The following is a 17,900-nucleotide window of genomic DNA, read 5'->3' on the forward strand; positions in this document are numbered from 1 at the left end:
AGCCCGGTGTCCTACCTTATGGGTAAAGACGGATAGCGGAAGCTGTTGTTCCCCGATGGAGATGGAGAGTACGCCATTCCAGGGAAAGAAGTCGTTGACGACATATGTATGGAGGAACGCCTTTAAATAGTGTTAACATCAGGGGCGCCCCATTTCCTTTTTTTCACTATTACATTATCGTTAGCGGAGCTCTGGTCCAGGAAAGGTAAATATATACAACATATCTTTTTGCTACTTGGCTTTTATTAACTAGAAAAAAGGGGGAGCCAAATGAAAAAAATAACAATGCTTAGTGTGATGGCTGTAATAGCAATCATGGTTTTGGCAGCAACTGCCATTCCAATGATGAAAGATGCAGATACAGACATGAACTCTGGATACATTCCAAGAACAGTAGTGATTGATAACAACACAGATCCCTTTATCAACAAGTTAGGGGCGGTTTTTGATAATGTTTCGGGGGAATATAGCTATAACTTCAGAGGAGACCTGACATACGCTGTCTCTGCAACTGTCGGAGAGTTGTTTCCTAACGTGCCTGAATCAATAAAGAATATACAAATGGACATATTGTCAACATTAGGTTCTGACGGTAAACCGACCGTTACATACAATGTTGATTCTGATCTGATTGATTGGACATTGTTCGACTATTATGTGATATATGATGAGAACGACAAGTTCTACGACATAACATTTACATATGATGGAGTGACATCGTCGCTGAGGGACCTGTACGATCCGTATGAGGACTGTTTTGTTTTTGTCATATTTGCGATTCCTGTTGTAATATCTCTAGTTGATGCAATCCTTATAGGGGGAGCGGCTGCAGGCATGGTAATTGCAGCCTACTTAGCAAACGACCAGAGGAATGGCGGACACGTCGGAACTGACATCCTTGACGGTTTTACAAACTACTGTAAAGTGATGGGAATAGTACTGACTGCCACTTTTAATCCCAATAACTATGAGAATATCAAGTGGAAAGGGGTTGTCGACGGCATAATGTACAGTGAGGAGGACGGCATATTAATATCAGTTTCAGTTGGAAACACTACATATATGGCCTACGACCTATCATATGATATAACAAAACTTGACAAATATAGCTATTATTATACAATACTGCACAAAAACACCAAAGGCGATAGAACAAGTGCATTTATCATACCAAAGGAGATAACTTCCTCTCAGGCACAATCAATTATGAAAATGACAAATAACAACGGAGGAATGCATAGCGTGTGGACCTACCAATCGTCATATGCTTCATCGATTGCAAGCGTATTAGGGGCACCGCCTGTTCTAGATCCACCCCACGGATCACCGGGGTATTTCCAACACTACCATACAAAGGGGCGCACAACGGAGGCGCATGCGTTCTTTGGCACCCCAACGTGAGGTAATGCGATGAGCACCGGCACCTTTGTATTCACGCCAAAACCGCTTGTCCTGGATGTTGTCATCCAGGATCCCAATGCAGATGGTGGAAGGCCATTCAAATATCCCGATTGGAATATTGATGAAGTGCGTTATTATCCATCTATAGGGGGCCAGTATGATGGTATGTTCGATTCGATAAGGGATGCCCTTCCGAAATATGGTTGTGAATTCAGAAGTGATAGGTTCATGTATACACGCGACATGAAAACATATGAACCTGAAAAGTATGAAATGTCTCTAAGAGCCCTTACCAGACTGACGGCGTTCATAAGGAAGAATGTCAGAGAGATGGGGGAGTTTTGGTACGTATCCCATTGGATAGGCTGCGTGCCGGACAGTCCGGAAAACATGCATATTGTTGAGAGGAACATAGATGAATTTAGATTTGCAGGAGAAGACTTTGATTATTTCAGATTCAATACCCGCGTTTTCTACAAATTTGTGGATGTCAAATGAATAAAACCACTTACTCTTATATTTTTTCTGTTGCAGCTGTTTCTTTGATAGTAATTCTGTCTGTGTTTATCTTCTTTTTCCATACTGATGAAAATAGTTCATTCGACTTAGAAGAATACATGGGAGGAATTGTCGAAATAGAATGTGGTGATGGCGATAGGGCAACGGTATATGGTAGCGGGTTTATCATTGATCATGACGGGATTAAGGTTCTCTCCAATGCGCACGTGGTCATGAGCACCGAAGGCGGCACGACCAAAGCCTATGAGAATATTTGGGCACGATTTTTTGACTCGGAACAGAGACATAATCTATATGTTATTTCTTATGACACAAGGAAGGACATTGCGGTCTTAGGTTTCTATGAAACGGATATTCTGTGCGACAAACTCGTTATTGACACAAACCGTACAAAATTTGGAGAGGAGATCTTTGCAGTGGGTAATGCGAGAGGATACGGCCTGTCTGTTAAGGATGGTATTGTTTCCATACCGGAGATTATCATCATACGAAACGGCGTAGAAAGAGTGTGCGTTGTAGTTTCATCGCCGATAAATGAAGGAGACAGCGGCGGCCCGATACTGAACAAGGATGGAAAAGTGATCGGAATGATGTCATTCAGACTCAGAGATGATGACAACAACATAGTACAGGGCATGAGCTATGCTATACCTTCTAGTGAGATTGATAGCTATCTGCTCACGGTTCCTTCGTTAAACGAACGAGTAGAAATTGACCAATAATGCTGAGGACAGTACAATGAATAGCCATTTTAAACTCACATTATCGGTTATAGTTGTGGCCATTTTTTCACTGGCTTCAATATCGATGCTGTCGGAAGAAACAGAAGGATTGGTTTCCTCTTTAAACAACGGAACTGTCATTATAGAGGGAACCGACGATAACATTAATTGCGGATTCTATCTTGACAGGACACAAGATGGCGTTCTGCAGAAGGGCCAAATTGTGGTCTGCAAAGGGTCGGATGTAAGCGGAACGGTAAAAGTTGGCACATACCAAAGCGGCGTTTTCATAACTTTGGCAGAACTTAAGCTGAACAAAGCTAACAATCTGAAAATAGGAGTTTTCGGAACATTCCAAAGCAACATCGGTGGTTACGGCGGTGTGTCTGAAGTGCTATTTACGGTTAATTCCGATTACGACGGAAACATTGTCTTTTCCCAAAGTGTTGAGTTGACCAACGGGATTCTGCTGGTTGGGAATTACGGAACGCCTTACACATTCGATGGCGGACTGGGTGGTAGCTACTCCGGAATCATTGTCGCCGGAGAAACGAAGGTCGAGTCCATAAACACATCCGGGCTGGTGGTCTCCATGGAAAATAATAAACCATCTGTTAGCGGATACGTGAACGGATCTCATTATTTTTTGGAATACGCCAATGGTCCAAGTCCGAGGCTGATGGTGGTGGGGGAGACGACGATAAAATATCCAGACACCATGATGTTAAAAAATAATGCACTAACGAATGTGTTCAACAACGACTATGGCACACTATCTTTTGCGGATGTAGATGTGACAATCGCCGAAAAATCAAAATTAATTATTGGTACAGAGAGCAAGATAGTCGGAGACCGCATTTCTATAGAAACATTGCTTCCCACCGAACAGGCCATATTGGTCACGGAGGAAATGGTGATTTTTGGAACGGTCAATCCATCAAAAAAAGAAGTGACGTTCTCAGGGGTCGAGTATGATAAAGAATACAATATACTCCTTGTGCAGGAACCATCAAGCGGATGTAGCGATTACTCTTGGGGAACAATACAATTCCTTAAGGGCCCAATCAAAAATACTGCGGAAGTTTATTTTAAGGACGCGGGCACATTAAACCACGCTGACAGCCAAAGAATATACCATGGCTACAGCAACATAACAAAAAAGGTCACTATGAGTTATTCCACCTTTTTGATTGAATATGCGTTACTGTTTTCTAACGAGATATACGCCATTGGACAAAGCTATGATGGTAGAATTTCATTCGATTCCGGCCTGCTCACGACAGAATCAAAGATCTTATTGTTCCTGAAAAATTCTGAGCAGGGGCCGATATCGCACATCTTTTTCGGATCTATGCTGCTAGATGGCTCCGGGGCCGTTGATGGAATGGGGGTTAACGTTTTAAAGGATCAAGCGCCTCTTTATAGTGTAATTTCTACCGAAAACTTGACCTATAGTGATAATAAACAAGAATATAACCTCCATTTCTCCACTCATTACAGATGGTCGTCCGCTCTTCAGGTAGAAGGAACAATAGAAGTTATGCTCAATGATGTGTGCATTTCTACTATTTCTGCAAGCTCACCTTTGGGAATAACGCTTAATGACAGAACAACCGGAATGATTAAGTATTATGCATATGCCAACGCCGAAATGCCTTTGAATACCGGGTGGATCACTATTAACGCCGCATACTGTGAGGTTACACCTGAAAGCAAAAACATCGTGATACATTATTTTTCATCCCTTAAGGAAATTCTTAGCTTATCGAGCACCGCATACATAATAGGGACATACTATATCGGAGGAGACATTAGTCTATCCAATGGTTCATCAAAGGTCGAAATCAATTTAAGTGCGGGCTCAGCGTTGCTGATTGGGACTGGTTCTCAAAATGTAACCGTCATACAGCCTGTTGAAACTGTGATAAACGTTTCTGGTCACGGAAGATATGAAGTACTCTCAGGAACAGTGATAAAGCGAAATAGCGCGGGAAACGATCCCTTATCTGACGTAAGCTATGGTAAAAGTGGAGAGATGATTTTTAAGGACATACATACCGCACTCGGTGACTCAATTGAGGGCGAAACAATTTATCTTTCACGTAAACAACCTGATTTAGTCATAATTCAGAAGAGTTGTGCCATTAAAGAAGGTGTAACCCTTCAACTCAATAATAACAACCTTTCGATAAGTAACTATGTGACATTAACTGTCGAAGGCGCAATCGTTTCAGGTAGCAAAGACTCTTCTGCGTTCTCTATGGGGATTGGGTCTAAACTTGTTGTAGCTAATAATGGAAAGATTGAGTTCGGGGGGCCCTATGCATCACTCAGCAGAGTGGATATTCACGAGGGAGGTTTAGTAAAAGTCGTTGCTTTTGTGGAGGGGGAGCCTATTAGTGGGGCAGAGTACTATGTTGCAGGCAGCCTAGAACTGCTGAATGGAGCCATTTCTAAAAATATGATAATTGAAGGAACGGTATCATCTAAAAATGCAATCATAATAGAGAACAAACTAATCATAGGCACAGCGCCCTCTTTACTTTCGGATTTGACCAACAGTGCAAATGTCTCCGACGCTACTTTTTATTTAGAAAGCGGAGCCGTCGCGATTGTTTATGGGAAGTCAGCGGTATCAAACAATAACTTTAATGGTGACATAGTTTGCACAGAGTTCAAATCCGAAAAAGAAACATATGCAAAGGAATATGCAAACACGCGCAGTGGTTTTGCTTTGATGGAAGAATTGCATCCTGAATTAAAAGACTACGAGTTCAGAGGTTGGTATTCAGATTCTTTCTTCGCTTCGCCTTTTACCTTCAAACAAGATCATAAAGTTGGAGAGCCAGAAGTATTATATGGGCATTTTTTACCAAGAAAAATAAACATTACCCTCTATTACAACCCTTCAATAGATTGGACTTATAACGGCATCCTAATAGGAGACTCCGGAATAATAACAGTGAATTATGGCGATAAAGTCTCGATTAATGCATATTGTGTTGAGAATTCGAAAGGTTTTCCAATCATTGTCGTTGATAATATGTTATACATTGCAGGAACTGAATATGCTGTCACAGAGCCATCTGTATTCAGAGCTATAGGAGTAAGCCGTTCTAATGAAGAGGCATCATCGGAAGAATATTCTTTAGAGGAGATGCTGTTGGTGGGGGTAATATTGATTCTTTCTTTTATGCTGGCGATAACGATGAAGAAACTGCTACAGTAAATAGTTATAAACAGTATCTACAACCTTGTGCTCATGAAACACGAAAAGGATCATCTCCTACTTTTACCCCCAATACGTTGCCCTTATCGCCGCTTATAGCGGTTATCTGGAAGTCATCGCCTTCGTGGAATACTGGATCCAGCTTGAGACTGTCCTACCCGGCATTGTAGTATACCCACTCACCCGCCACATTTATCTCGTCACATAAGACATTATCATCTAGCTGCACCCCGTTGCTACCTTCCGTACATACCCTATTGAGTCTTAGGAATTGACCATAGTTATTATAGTATATCCATTTGCCAGCAACATTGATGCAGGTGCTCATGTCGTCGCACAGCTTGGCATTGTTACTGCCATCAGTACGCATTTTGTAGATTTCTCCATAGGTATAATATATCCATTCATCCTCAAAGATAAGGTTCTTAATGTAGCAATCGCTGAGCTTCATTCTGAGGCTACCGTCAGTGCATATCCGGTAGAGCTTGCGGCCATCATCACAATTTCTGTAATATATCCACCTTCCTGATGTATAAATGTCTTCGCTCCAATCATCATTCAGCTTTGTCCTATCGCTGCCATCCGCACGTATCTTATAGAGCTTGAGGTCATCGTCCCAGTTGCTGTAATAAACCCATCCATCATCTACATATATACACATGCTCCAGTCATCGTTCAGTTTTGTTCTGCCGCTACCGTCCGTGCGCATCTTATAGAGTTTATGATCGTCGTCTCTGCGGTAATAAATCCACTCACCCGTTATGGTGAAATCTCCAACCGGATCGTTGTTCAGTTTTGTTCTGCCGCTACCGTCCGTGCATATTTTATATAGCCTAAGATCGTCATCCCAGTTGCCGTAATAAATCCACTCGCCCATTATTTTGTATTTGCTCCGCGCATCGCCTATCTTTCTTTTGCCGCTACCGTCTGTGTTTATCTTATAGAGCTCGAAGCCTTCGCCAGCGCAATAATAGATTGTGTCCCCGACTACCTTTACCTCTCTACAGCGATCATCATTTAGCTTAATCTTGTCACTGCCGTCCGTGCGTATCTTATAGAGCATACCATCACTACCATTGTCGCCGCTGGGTGAGCTTGCCATTAGTGATGATGATCGACTAACGGTTTCCCACGGGTTTCGTCTCTTGAACAATCATATTGGTTTTTCACAATAAAAGTCTTATTTTCTTTTTTTATTGAAAGGTGTGGTATCTCTCCTGCCGCAGACATATGTGTCTGCGGTTTGCATCGGGAGCGGTCTGCAAAAGACCTCCGTATCAAATCCTATGGTAAGACAACCTTTTTTATTTGTGCTACAATGGGGTAACAGATACATATGATGACAGATAACGGTCGTTTCATCAGGCAGAAGGTAATGGAGCACAACAAATGGTTCGAGGAATGCATCCCCATGATCGCATCCGAGAACCTTATGAGCCCGCTTGCAAAAGAGATCCTGATATCAGATTTCGCGGACAGATACGCAGAGGGGCTTCCGGGAAAGAGATACTACCAGGGGAACATCTACGTCGACCAGGTAGAAACAAAAGCCACGGAGCTTGCAAAGAAGATATTCGAAGCGGGGTTCGCTGATGTGAGGCCTGTTTCGGGAACGGTAGCGAACATGGCGGTCCTTTTTGCGTTCGCTAACCCGGGGGATCCGATAACGACCTGCGCCCTCGCGCAAGGCGCACATATCTCTACATGCGAGTTCGGCGCCTTCGGGCAGAGAGGCGTACGTTCGATCAACTATCCGTTCAACACGGAGGACATGAACCTCGACGTGGACGGTACCATCAAACTGCTGAAAAAAGAAAGACCTAAGATCGCGCAGTTCGGCCTCTCCGTCTTCCTTTTCCCGCCTCCGATAAAGGAGCTTAACGACACATTCACCGAGATAGACTGTCTTGTCTGGGAGGATTGCGCGCATGTCCTCGGTCTCATCGCCGGAGGGCAGTTCCACAAACCGTTCGAAGACGGCGTCAACATTGTTTCGGCTTCGACACATAAGACATTCCCCGGACCTAACCACGGGATGATCCTCGGCGCGAACCTTACCGAAGAAGAAGAAAAGAAGATCCAGAAAGCGGTGTTCCCGGGAGTGACGTCAAGCCACCACCTCCACGCGATGGCCGCATTGGCGATGACGCTTGCGGAGATGGAGGTCTTTGCAAAGGACTATGCCGCACAGACGTGCAAGAACGCCAGGGCGCTGGGAGAGGCCCTCTACGAGCTGGGGATCCCTGTGCTCTGCCCTGATCTGGGATTCACGAGGTCTCATGCGATCGCCCTCGATGTCTCCGCATTCGGAGGCGGGAAGGACTGCGCGCAGCTCCTTGAGGACGCCAACATAATCTGCAACAAGAACATGCTCCCGAATGACACCAGTTCAGTAAGGCCTTCCGGTCTCAGGTTCGGCACCCAGGAGCTGACAAGGGCCGGCATGAAAGAAAGCGAAATGAAGGCCGTCGCCGAGCTTGTTGCCCGTGTAGTGAAGAAGAAAGAGGACCCGAAAAAAGTGAAGGAGGATGTAAAAGCCCTCAAGAAGAACTTCACTTCGATAAAATACTGCTTCAATGAAGGGGAACCCGCATACAAATATCATAAGCTCGTAGATTAAAGGTGCGAAAATGGGATCCGGAGACGAGGCAAAAGAGGGGCTGAATGACGCCGTCTGCGCAGGTTCCGATGATCAGGACGAAAAAAGGCGGGCCGAAAAAATAGAAGAATACAGCAGAGAAATGGATGAAGTGAAGAAGGAAATGAGGATCGCTGCCTATAACTCGTATTCAACTGGGGAGCCAATCAACGAGAAACTTGCCGGCTATTGCGAAAGGATCAACGCCCTTATGAAAAAGATGAACGAACTGGGTTCCAAACAGAAGTCGGGCGAGTGATCTTCCACGGCTGCGGCCTGTCCGATCGGGGGGCGCGGAGACCAAATAAGAGGCGCCTGGCGTCTCTTATTTTCTTATTTTGAAGAGTTAGTCCTGCCATTGCATACTCCGACGTATATCGGGTTATGCGCCGTCATGAGATGATATCTGCCCGCTTTTTTCGACTTTGATATGTTGACGGACATTATCTCCTCTTCTTCCATATCCAGTTCGTCGATGCATCTTACCATTTCGGAGATCGTTTCCAGCGTGATCGCGTTGATGACGAATCTGACCTTCGGATTCTTTCTCAAACACGTTTCCATTATTTCCTTCAGGTTACCGGAGGAACCTCCTATGAACACATGGCTCGGTATCGGAAGGTTTTCAAGCACATCCGGTGCCGACCCTCTGATGATTTCCAGATTCGGGACCTTGAATCTTTTTTTGTTTTGTTCAATTAGGTCCGCCGCATTGCTTTCCTTCTCAACCGCATACACTTTGCCGTTAGGAACCGTCAATGCCGATTCTACTGCCACGGACCCTGTTCCGGCGCCTATGTCAAAGAGAACGGAATCGTCTTCCAGCTTGAGCTTTATGACAGAGAGGGATCTGACCTCTTCTTTTGTCATCGGCGCGTCTCCTCTTATGAACAGATCGTCACGTATGCCTATGGGGTTCTTCCTGCAGGCTTCGGGATTCTCTATCATCGCTATGCAAAGGCTTCCGAACTTTTGATCCCGCAGTTCCGACGGCCTTCCTTTTATTATGCACTCGTTCTCATGGCCAAGATCCTGGCCAACTGTGACGTTCACGCGGTCGAGACCGTATTCAATGAGCTCTTCGCACATGGCCCTGGTTCCTTTGTCCCCGTTGAGAAGAACGATGACCTTGCTGTTCCCGTATACCGCTCCGACGATGTTCGCCCCCTTGCCGTGTGCGCTCATTAGGAATGCGTCATCCCAAGATGAGCCTATTCTTGAGCACAGGTATGCAACAGAGGACACTCCGCATTTGACCTCCAGTTCGAACACCGATGCGTCCATCTTCTCGATCATCTTCTTGGCGGCGCTTTGGAATCCGACATCACCGGATACCAGCACCGCGACCCTCCTGTACTCGGGATGTTCGTTGATGAAGGCGATGACCGGATCCGCCCTGTATTCGAAGAATGAGTCCTGTCCTTTCGAAACTGATCTTACCATCCTTTCGGCGCCGATGAGGAGGTCGGCCTCATCGACGGCCTTCCTGGCGCCGATGGTAAGCGTGTCCTCATTGCCCATCCCTATACCTATAACGGACACTTTGCGCCTTGTCTGCGCTTCCGCTCGCACCGGCTCTATTCCAAACCTTTTTCCGAGCATCTCCGTCAGTTCGCTGATCTCGTATCCCTCTTCCTCTTCCGGCCTGGATACCAGTATTATCTTTGTTCCCGCTCTCCCGGCGGCCCTGACCTTTTCCTCGAACCCTCCGGGCTCCCCGGAATCTTTGGTCACCATATATTTTGCATCAATCTGTTTCAGAAGGCCGTAGTTCAATTCTTCGCAGAAAGGCCCCTGCATGCAGAACAGGTTCTTTCCCTGGAACCCTATTTCCGCGCATGTTCTCGACGCATCGGGCATGGAGAGCACCCTTGCGAATACCCTGTTTCGATAATCTCCGATCGCGGTGTATTTCTCAAGCTCCTTGCTTCCTGTCGTTACCAGTATGTTCCCTTCCGTTCCCTTAAGATACTCGACAGCTGAAGCAACGTCCGGCACGACGACGATATCGTCATTTATTCTGCTCTCCGATCTGAGCAGACGGATGTATTCCTTCCCCGTGTCCGCGCAGGCCGCCTTTATCTTTCCGGATATCACGGCCGCATACGGATGGGTTGCGTCGATGACAAAGGAGCATCCTTCTTTCATTATGCGCCTCATCCCTTCCTCACCGAGCCTTTCGGATGATATTTTGACGTGTCCGCTTTCCTCGATGAACTGTCTTCCGAACTCGGTCGCCACGCATGCGAGCACATCTATGCCGGCGGAACCGAGGTGATGCGCGATCTCCCTTCCTTCCGTGGTGCCTGCGAATATTATAACTCTGTCTCCGCTCTGCATATTACTCCTCCCACGGGCCCAGCCGCACGGGTTCTCTAACTACGGCAAGCGTCACCCCGCTCTTAGATGTTTTTTTCACTACCAGCTTTCCGTCCGTCGACGCCGCGAACGCCGCCCTTTCGCAGACGTTGTCCACGCCTGTGATGGCTTTCACCCTTTCCGAAGACGTGAAACCTATGTTTGGAAGCGACGCAAGGTGTTCTGATGAGAAAAAGACGGGCTCCACTTTCATTTTTTGGGAGAACTCAAGCAATCCTGCCTCATCCCTTTTCAGGTCTATGCTGGCCACGGCCTTTACGCTTTTTACCGAAATGTCCTCCTCTTCCAAAACCTCTTTCACAAGGGCCTCGATGCTTCTGACCGGCGTTCCCTTCCTGCACCCTATTCCCAATATGTGGCATCGAGGGGTGAGTTTGAGTGTTCTTTTGAACGGGCCTTCCGACCTGCCGTATGAAATGAATATCCCTATATCCTCATTACCGTTGAGATCCAGCTCCGGCGGTATCCCATCCGGGATCGGAACCTCCAGCGCCAACCCCACTCTTTTGTCGTCCACGATGAGCGAAGATATGTCTTTTACGGCCGCCATATTCCCTATGTGAAGGTTGTTCCTCACCGCATATGAGTCAACGGAGAACCTTCCGTGTATGTCGGTCGCCGTCGTGACGACCGGTTCCGCGCCGATGCCTTGGGATATCTCTTTTGCGAGATCGTTCGCTCCGCCTATGTGCCCGGAAAGCAGGGGGATGACGAACCGTCCTGTTTCGTCTATGCATATAACGGCCGGATCCACAGTCTTGTTCTTCAGGAACGGGGATATGTGCCTCACGGCGATGCCCGCCGCACCAATGAAGATCACCGCATCCGATGTCCGGAAGGATTCCCCTGTCCAAGCCGATACCGATCCTTCGATCTTTTCCGTCCCATCGGCGTCAGCTGCGGTCTTCGAATATATTTCGCACTCATGCCTGGCCAACGCTTTACGGACTTTCTGCGAAAGTTCGCAGCCTCTTCTGGAAAAAGCTATTATTCTTATTTTCATGGGCGCGCCTGCTCCTTTATCTTTTCCATGAGCTCCTTTGCGCCGGGAGTCTCGCCCAGTTTTCCATATTTGGAAGAAAAGACCACGCATTCGGTTTGCATATCTCCGCCGCTTCTGTGGTTGAGATGGAAAGCTATCTTCTTCATTATCTCTTTCATCGTGCCTTCAATGAGGCGGGCGTCTTTCAGTACGTCTAGGGCGTCGTCGGTCGATATGCATGACATTATCTCCCCTGCCGTATCGGCGCTGGCTCCGGCCAATATAGAATTGGCCGACAGTATCTCCATCCTGCAGTCCGCCCATCTGGAGTGGGTGTTCATTATACCGCCCGCCAGTTTGACCATCTTGCCCAGATTTCCCACCAATAGGAAACCTTTGAAACCGAATTCTGCCGCGAGATCTATCGTATCTCCGATGAAGTTGCTGCACTTGACCGCCGGGTCCCCCTCTGAGCCTTCCGTTTCTTCCCAGAAATCCTTACCGTAATTTCCCGGTACGACCAGGATATACTCGTCCCCTCCGGCCCTTCTCATCCTCAGCTCGACCTTTATCGTCTCTATCAAAGCGGTCTCGCTCATCGGCTCAACTATCCCCGTCGTCCCCAGTATTGATATCCCGCCGATAATTCCCAACCTGGGGTTGAAGGTCTTTTTTGACACGGCCATCCCTTCCGGCACGGATATCGTTGCTGTCAGCCCGCCAGAATGGCGGAAGCTATCGCAGACATCTTCCAAAGCCTCTCTTATCATGCTTCTCGGAACGCTGTTTATCGCCGCGTCACCCGCTTGCTGGTCAAGGCCTTTCCTTGTCACCCGCCCGACCCCTTCTCCTCCCTCAATGACTATCCTGCCGTCTGTCCTTTTGCAAACGGTGGAGTATATCAGCATCCCGTGGGTGGCATCTGTGTCGTCGCCGCCGTCCTTTCTGACCGCGCATGAGACGCCGTCGTAGGATGCCTTTATGTCTTCCGCCTTGAGCGAGAGGACTATCCCTTTGGGAGTGATGATATCGACGGCGTCCCTCTCTTCGCCGCCGAGAAGTATCGTCGCGGCCATTTTCGAGGCCGCCGCTGCGCACGTTCCCGTGGTGTGACCGCACCTCAGTCTTTTGTTATTGACGACCACGTACATGCCGTCGATATCTGCACCGTTGTTCACTGGCCGGGCCGGATCCATGTATCTCCCCGAATTGATTAGTATTGGATGTATGTGCCAAGTTATAATACTTGGTAATACTTCCTGGTCTCGGAATACAACATGGCGGGAAAGATTTATTTCATCGGGGCAGGGCCCGGCGACCCGGAGCTGATAACTGTCAAAGGAAGAAAGCTGATAGACAAGGCCGACGTGATAATATACGCCGGGTCCCTTGTGAACCCCTACGTCCTGAAGGGGTCCAAACCTTCGGCTGTCATACACAACAGCGCGCATATGAATCTGGATGAGGTCATCGGTGTTATCAAAGAATCCACAGACAAGGGTCTGAAGGTCGTACGCGTGCACACAGGGGACCCGTCAATATATGGGGCGATCAGGGAGCAGATGGACAGACTTGACGAACTTGATATAGAATATGAGGTCGTTCCGGGCGTGAGCTCTTTCCTCGCTACTGCGGCCGTCCTGAAGAAAGAGTACACATTGCCGGATGTGAGCCAGACCGTTATCCTTACAAGGATGGAAGGGCGAACCCCCGTGCCTCCCAAAGAGAAGCTCATAGATCTTGCAAAGCACAATTCCACCATGGTGATATTTCTGAGCATAGGGTTCATCGACGAGATGTGCTCGACCCTGATCGCCGGGGGGTATGATCCTAAAACGCCTGTCGCCGTTGTGTATAAGGCAACGTGGCCGGACCAAAAGGTCCTGATAGGGGACCTGACGGATATCGCAAAGAAGGTCAAAGATGAGAATATCGAAAAGACCGCTCTGACAGTGGTTGGAGGATTCCTTGGCGACGAGTACAGTCTCTCGAAACTGTATGACAAATACTTTACGACTGGATACAGAAAGGGGATCGAAACGGATTGACCCGCTGACAACCCGGCAAAAAAAGACTTTAAGATATGAGGAGTTGAGAAAAATGGTTTATGAGATACTGAGACCTGAAGACATAGAGAAAAAGAGCATGGAGATAATAACCTCCGAACTCAACGGAAGGACCTGGCCCGAACCAAGGTTCTCCATAATAAAAAGGTGCATCCACACATCCGCCGATTTCGATTACGCAGATAATCTGGCCTTTTCCGAGAATGCGGAGAATGTCGGCATAGACGCGATCAAAAAAGGCGCCACCATCGTCACGGATACGAAGATGGCCGCATCGGGCATCAACAAGAACAGGCTTGAAAACTACGGCGGGAAGGTGAAATGCTTCATCAGCGACGACGACGTCATCGCCGAGGCAAAATCCAGGAACTGCACGAGGGCGACCGTCTCAATGGAGAAAGCGGCGACCGTAGGAGGTCCGCTGATAATCGCATCCGGCAATGCCCCGACAGCACTGATAGCATTGTACGATCTTATCAAGGCCGGAAAGATGAAGCCCGATCTGATAATAGGCGTACCTGTTGGATTCGTAAATGTCGTAGAGTCGAAGGAAATGATAATGGAACTCGGCGTCCCGTACATAGTCGCAAGGGGTAGGAAGGGCGGAAGCAATATTGCGGCGGCGATCTGCAACGCCATGATATACTACAAGGAATAAGAGCGGACGGCCTTTAAAAAGCCGCACTCTAGATAAGCGGCTTGTCCCCATATATGTTCAGGCAGAATGAGTGCCGCCGGCACAGGCAAGGCCAAAAAGGAGACGGAGAAAAAGAAGCTAAATGACAAGATTACGTCGGAAAGACGTAAGCTCGCTGTCAAGGCGGCGGTCGATCCGCCTTAAAACATGACGCTTTGCATATTTGCTCTTGCGATGTCTTAAGAATATAGACCCTTTCTTCGGTGCGAGAGCGATGAGGTCATTACGTAGCGCAGCCAAGTATCCCAACCTGGAAAGTTTGAGGATATTTCACAAGGAACACCGTGCGAAGATCATCCTCTTCGGGGTGTTCACGACGCTGTCCGGCGTTATAGCTTTGGCTCTGCCGATCTTTCTGTCGCAGGTACTCATCTCTCTGACAGGAGGAGATTACGACAGGCTGGCATATCTTTCGGCCATAGTGTTCGGATTGGTCGGCGCGATCGCGTTATCGGGGATGGCCGCGGAATATTACTACACAGTGACGACCAACGACCTCTTTCTGAGCATACGCCGTAAGATCACCTACAGGACGATGTCCATGAACCTTTCCGCCGTGTATGAAAAAGGTTCGGGATTCTTCCTGGAACGGATGAACGAGGACAGCAGGGAGGCAAGCGCCGTCCACCTCAACATCTGGAGAGCGGTCATAAGCCTCGTCATCAACCTCGGATTCATAGGGTACATAACGGTCCTGAACGTCTTTCTCGGCCTGCTCTTCGCGGCCGGCCTCGCGCTTCTGATGTTCCTGGAATATCTGCGCGTGTCCCGCCTGCTTGAAAATATGAAGAAAAGCAAGCGTGCGGTGGAAAAGGTCAAAACAAATGAGGCAGAGATCCTGAAAGGCATCAAAGAGATCAAAGGACTCAACGCAAAGAAACCTGTCATAGATAAGCACACCTCCATAAGTTCAAAGTATGTCGACGTAAAGTACGAACGCGAGATCTATCAAAAGAAGATGCAGAACCTGATCGATGTGGTCAAGGGCGGGATAGATCTGTCTATCATACTTTTCGCAGCCCTCTACCTCCTGCCGAACAACATGGCGGAACTGGCGGCAGTGCTTATAATCTATATGTACAAAGGGAACATTTACGGGCTCATAGCCGGCCTGGCGAGGATCAAAGACACATATGTCAACGGCGAACTTGCCGCTAAGCGCATCAACGACATCATACAAGCGCCTGCGAACGAGGTCGATACTTTCGGCGACCGGCCAATAGACGGCAAGATAGAAACGATAGAGTTCCGCGATGTATCCTTTGAATATTCCAAAGGCAAAAAAGTGCTGGACGGCGTAAGTTTCAAGATTGACGGTGCAGGCGTCATCGGCCTGGTCGGAAAAAGCGGCAGCGGAAAATCAACGATATTCAGCCTGCTTGCGAGATTCTACGATGCCACGGGCGGCAGGATCCTGATAAACGGCGAAGACGTGTCGTCTCTGGCGGAGGATGATGTCCGCGGTAGCATAACTCCGGTTCTTCAGGACCCGTACATGTTCAACGACACCGTTATGAACAACCTGCTCTTTGCACGCCCCGACGCTGACGCTGAGATGGTGATGGAAGCATGCCGGGCCGCACGCATACATGATGAGATAACCGCAATGAACGACGGTTACGACACGATAATAGGTGAAGGAGGCGCGACGATCTCAGGCGGGCAGAAACAGCGCCTTGAGATAGCGCGCATACTTCTGAAAGACTCGGAAGTTATGCTGTTCGATGAGGCGACCAGCGCGCTTGACAAGAACAATCTTGAACAGATCAACGATCTTATGATAGAATTGAGCAAAGAAAGGATCATAATGGTCATTGCTCACAGACTCAGCATCATGCGCCGCTGCGACAGAGTGATCGTGCTTGACGAAGGCAGGATCATAGCGGCGGCCCCCCATGATGAACTGATAAACACCTGTGAACAATACAGGGAAATGTTCAGGAAGAATGCGGCCGTCGAACCGCCAAAATGAAGGGGACAGTAAGGAGTGAATGAAATGACAGATAACAGACAGGCGCATATTACGCTCTATACGCTTATAGGCAGACCGGAACGGGTGAAAGAATCATTGACCGCCCGTTTCGCCGAAATGACCAAAGAGATCACATATCCGACAACCGGCGAGGATGGCGCCGAAAGCATCATCGTCTCCCTTCTGGACGGCACTGACGTTAAAGTGAACATCAATGCCGATGAGAATTTCATCCGGCGGCACATAGGAGGGATGTACAATTTCTTCGCGCAGATAAAATGCAGGAACAAGGAACTGCACCAGAGCGTGCTGCGCCAGATCCAGGTATTCAACTGCGTGATCGGCGGTTCCTTCGAGCTGGATGATAACGAGGACCGCACAAATTACATAATCAGCACTATGTTCGCTGTAGCAGAGGATGTGAACGGCCTTGTGCTGATGCCGGATATGCGTCTCCTGAACCACGAAGGGAATCTTGTGCTCTCCGCCGACGGCAAGAGCGATTTCAAAGAGTATACGCCGATAGGAAACACTGACTTCATAGACGGTCACGTTGAGAACACGCCTTCCGACGAGGCCCGCCGGGACAGGTCCATTGCTATCCTGAAAGAAAGGGGGATCCCGTATCTGCCGCAGCTCCCTGTTGCGGCAACGGAATCAGAAGCCGTGCTGCGTTCGCCGGAAGAGATGGCCAATCGGCTTTTCGCGATGTTCGCCGTGTGCGTATACAGCGAGGCGCGCAGCAACGGAGAGACCAGAGATGAGACGCAAAAATATCTGAACAAGATCAACGACATCCTCGGCGGCGGGCTCGACGATCAACTCACCCCGCAGGAAAAGGCGTTCCTGGCCGCCGCAGAGCCGGGGCCGCATGAGTTCGCCAAGTTCGGTTGGAGATATGAGTGCTGCCATGTGCTTATGTGGGCGCTCGGCGTCACCGAAGAACTGGGTTTTCCGGGGCAGATCTGTGACGTCCCCAGGATGGCGGACATCTTATGGCGCCAGGATGATCTTGCGGGATTCCTGAGGCGCGCAGGGCCGCGGACAAAGGAAGATATCCTGGATGCGGCCGACCTCATACTGCGATATGACTGGGCCTGCGTGGACGCCAGGATCAATGGCCGAGAGGGTCCGTCGGGATTGGAGGGTGAGGTGGTGTACGAATGGCATTATGCTTTCAACTGGCTTATCGGATATGACGGGAGTGCCGACTGGGACGATATCAGGACGGACACATAACGTGTATGATCCTGTTGCATCGGTCGGAGTGCACAGATTCGTTTATGCAGACGGGC

At 48.4% G+C, this 17,900-nt stretch carries 14 protein-coding genes; 10 read left to right on the top strand and 4 right to left on the bottom strand.

Translation table 11 applies throughout. From position 1 onward, the window contains the following. Positions 1–270: 270 nt before the first annotated feature. The 4 genes from FWG96_07265 to FWG96_07280 all read left to right on the top strand — a co-directional run bounded on the left by FWG96_07265 (position 271) and on the right by FWG96_07280 (position 5,871). Entirely contained in the window at positions 271–1,401 is a 1,131-nt protein-coding gene (locus FWG96_07265) for a hypothetical protein (GenBank protein ID MCL2033045.1), read from the top strand. A gap of 9 nt (positions 1,402–1,410) precedes the next feature. Then, positions 1,411–1,899, top strand: a complete 489-nt coding sequence (locus tag FWG96_07270; protein MCL2033046.1) for a hypothetical protein — start codon at positions 1,411–1,413, stop codon at positions 1,897–1,899. Between the two features lie 44 nt (positions 1,900–1,943). Next, positions 1,944–2,642 carry a serine protease gene (locus FWG96_07275; GenBank protein ID MCL2033047.1) on the top strand — a complete coding sequence of 233 codons (699 nt, stop codon included), beginning with the start codon at positions 1,944–1,946 and terminating at the stop codon, positions 2,640–2,642. A gap of 85 nt (positions 2,643–2,727) precedes the next feature. After that, complete coding sequence (locus FWG96_07280; protein MCL2033048.1) at positions 2,728–5,871, top strand: hypothetical protein; 3,144 nt, start codon at positions 2,728–2,730, stop codon at positions 5,869–5,871. Positions 5,872–6,025: 154 nt separating this feature from the next. Here the strand turns inward: FWG96_07280 and FWG96_07285 are convergent, their stop codons facing one another. Further along, a complete protein-coding gene (locus tag FWG96_07285; GenBank protein MCL2033049.1) occupies positions 6,026–6,934 on the bottom strand; it encodes a DUF5050 domain-containing protein in 909 nt (302 codons plus the stop codon). A gap of 273 nt (positions 6,935–7,207) precedes the next feature. Here FWG96_07285 and FWG96_07290 point away from each other — a divergent pair, with 273 nt between their 5' ends. Both FWG96_07290 and FWG96_07295 read left to right on the top strand, forming a co-directional pair. After that, a complete protein-coding gene (locus FWG96_07290; protein MCL2033050.1) occupies positions 7,208–8,491 on the top strand; it encodes a serine hydroxymethyltransferase in 1,284 nt (427 codons plus the stop codon). A 10-nt stretch (positions 8,492–8,501) separates the two neighbouring features. After that, a complete protein-coding gene (locus FWG96_07295) occupies positions 8,502–8,768 on the top strand; it encodes a hypothetical protein (protein ID MCL2033051.1) in 267 nt (88 codons plus the stop codon). A 74-nt stretch (positions 8,769–8,842) separates the two neighbouring features. Here FWG96_07295 and cobK read toward each other — a convergent pair whose 3' ends face one another. The 3 genes from cobK to cbiD are packed head-to-tail and all read right to left on the bottom strand — an operon-like array spanning position 8,843 to position 13,066. After that, entirely contained in the window at positions 8,843–10,849 is a 2,007-nt protein-coding gene (cobK, locus tag FWG96_07300) for a precorrin-6A reductase (GenBank protein ID MCL2033052.1), read from the bottom strand. Position 10,850: 1 nt separating this feature from the next. Continuing rightward, entirely contained in the window at positions 10,851–11,891 is a 1,041-nt protein-coding gene (locus tag FWG96_07305) for a cobalt-precorrin 5A hydrolase (protein MCL2033053.1), read from the bottom strand. After that, entirely contained in the window at positions 11,888–13,066 is a 1,179-nt protein-coding gene (gene cbiD / locus FWG96_07310) for a cobalt-precorrin-5B (C(1))-methyltransferase CbiD (protein MCL2033054.1), read from the bottom strand. Before cbiD ends, FWG96_07305 begins: the two co-directional genes overlap by 4 nt. An 81-nt stretch (positions 13,067–13,147) precedes the next feature. On the opposite strand from cbiD, the gene cobM reads away from it, so the two are divergent. The 4 genes from cobM (at position 13,148) to FWG96_07330 (ending at position 17,844) form a co-directional block, all read left to right on the top strand. Further along, on the top strand, positions 13,148–13,918 hold the full coding sequence (gene cobM, locus FWG96_07315; protein ID MCL2033055.1) for a precorrin-4 C(11)-methyltransferase: 771 nt from the start codon (positions 13,148–13,150) through the stop codon (positions 13,916–13,918). A 52-nt stretch (positions 13,919–13,970) separates the two neighbouring features. Beyond that, positions 13,971–14,594: a precorrin-8X methylmutase gene (locus tag FWG96_07320; GenBank protein MCL2033056.1), complete on the top strand. Its 624-nt coding sequence runs from the start codon at positions 13,971–13,973 to the stop codon at positions 14,592–14,594. 253 nt (positions 14,595–14,847) lie between these two features. Further along, positions 14,848–16,605 carry an ABC transporter ATP-binding protein/permease gene (locus FWG96_07325; protein ID MCL2033057.1) on the top strand — a complete coding sequence of 586 codons (1,758 nt, stop codon included), beginning with the start codon at positions 14,848–14,850 and terminating at the stop codon, positions 16,603–16,605. A gap of 24 nt (positions 16,606–16,629) precedes the next feature. Continuing rightward, positions 16,630–17,844, top strand: a complete 1,215-nt coding sequence (locus tag FWG96_07330; GenBank protein MCL2033058.1) for a DUF4272 domain-containing protein — start codon at positions 16,630–16,632, stop codon at positions 17,842–17,844. Positions 17,845–17,900: the final 56 nt, after the last annotated feature.

The organism is Candidatus Methanoplasma cognatum (genome assembly GCA_009777615.1).
In the GTDB taxonomy this organism is placed as follows: domain Archaea; phylum Thermoplasmatota; class Thermoplasmata; order Methanomassiliicoccales; family Methanomethylophilaceae; genus Methanoplasma; species Methanoplasma cognatum.

Coding starts and splice junctions, on each gene's coding strand:
- FWG96_07270 (MCL2033046.1), top strand. CDS start 1,411: ATGAGCACCGGCACCTTTGTATTCACGCCAAAACCGCTTGTCCTGGAT.
- cobM (MCL2033055.1), top strand. CDS start 13,148: ATGGCGGGAAAGATTTATTTCATCGGGGCAGGGCCCGGCGACCCGGAG.
- FWG96_07295 (MCL2033051.1), top strand. CDS start 8,502: ATGGGATCCGGAGACGAGGCAAAAGAGGGGCTGAATGACGCCGTCTGC.
- FWG96_07280 (MCL2033048.1), top strand. CDS start 2,728: ATGCTGTCGGAAGAAACAGAAGGATTGGTTTCCTCTTTAAACAACGGA.
- FWG96_07325 (MCL2033057.1), top strand. CDS start 14,848: ATGAGGTCATTACGTAGCGCAGCCAAGTATCCCAACCTGGAAAGTTTG.
- FWG96_07285 (MCL2033049.1), bottom strand. CDS start 6,934: ATGCTCTATAAGATACGCACGGACGGCAGTGACAAGATTAAGCTAAAT.
- cbiD (MCL2033054.1), bottom strand. CDS start 13,066: ATGGATCCGGCCCGGCCAGTGAACAACGGTGCAGATATCGACGGCATG.
- FWG96_07320 (MCL2033056.1), top strand. CDS start 13,971: ATGGTTTATGAGATACTGAGACCTGAAGACATAGAGAAAAAGAGCATG.
- FWG96_07290 (MCL2033050.1), top strand. CDS start 7,208: ATGATGACAGATAACGGTCGTTTCATCAGGCAGAAGGTAATGGAGCAC.
- FWG96_07265 (MCL2033045.1), top strand. CDS start 271: ATGAAAAAAATAACAATGCTTAGTGTGATGGCTGTAATAGCAATCATG.
- cobK (MCL2033052.1), bottom strand. CDS start 10,849: ATGCAGAGCGGAGACAGAGTTATAATATTCGCAGGCACCACGGAAGGA.
- FWG96_07305 (MCL2033053.1), bottom strand. CDS start 11,891: ATGAAAATAAGAATAATAGCTTTTTCCAGAAGAGGCTGCGAACTTTCG.
- FWG96_07330 (MCL2033058.1), top strand. CDS start 16,630: ATGACAGATAACAGACAGGCGCATATTACGCTCTATACGCTTATAGGC.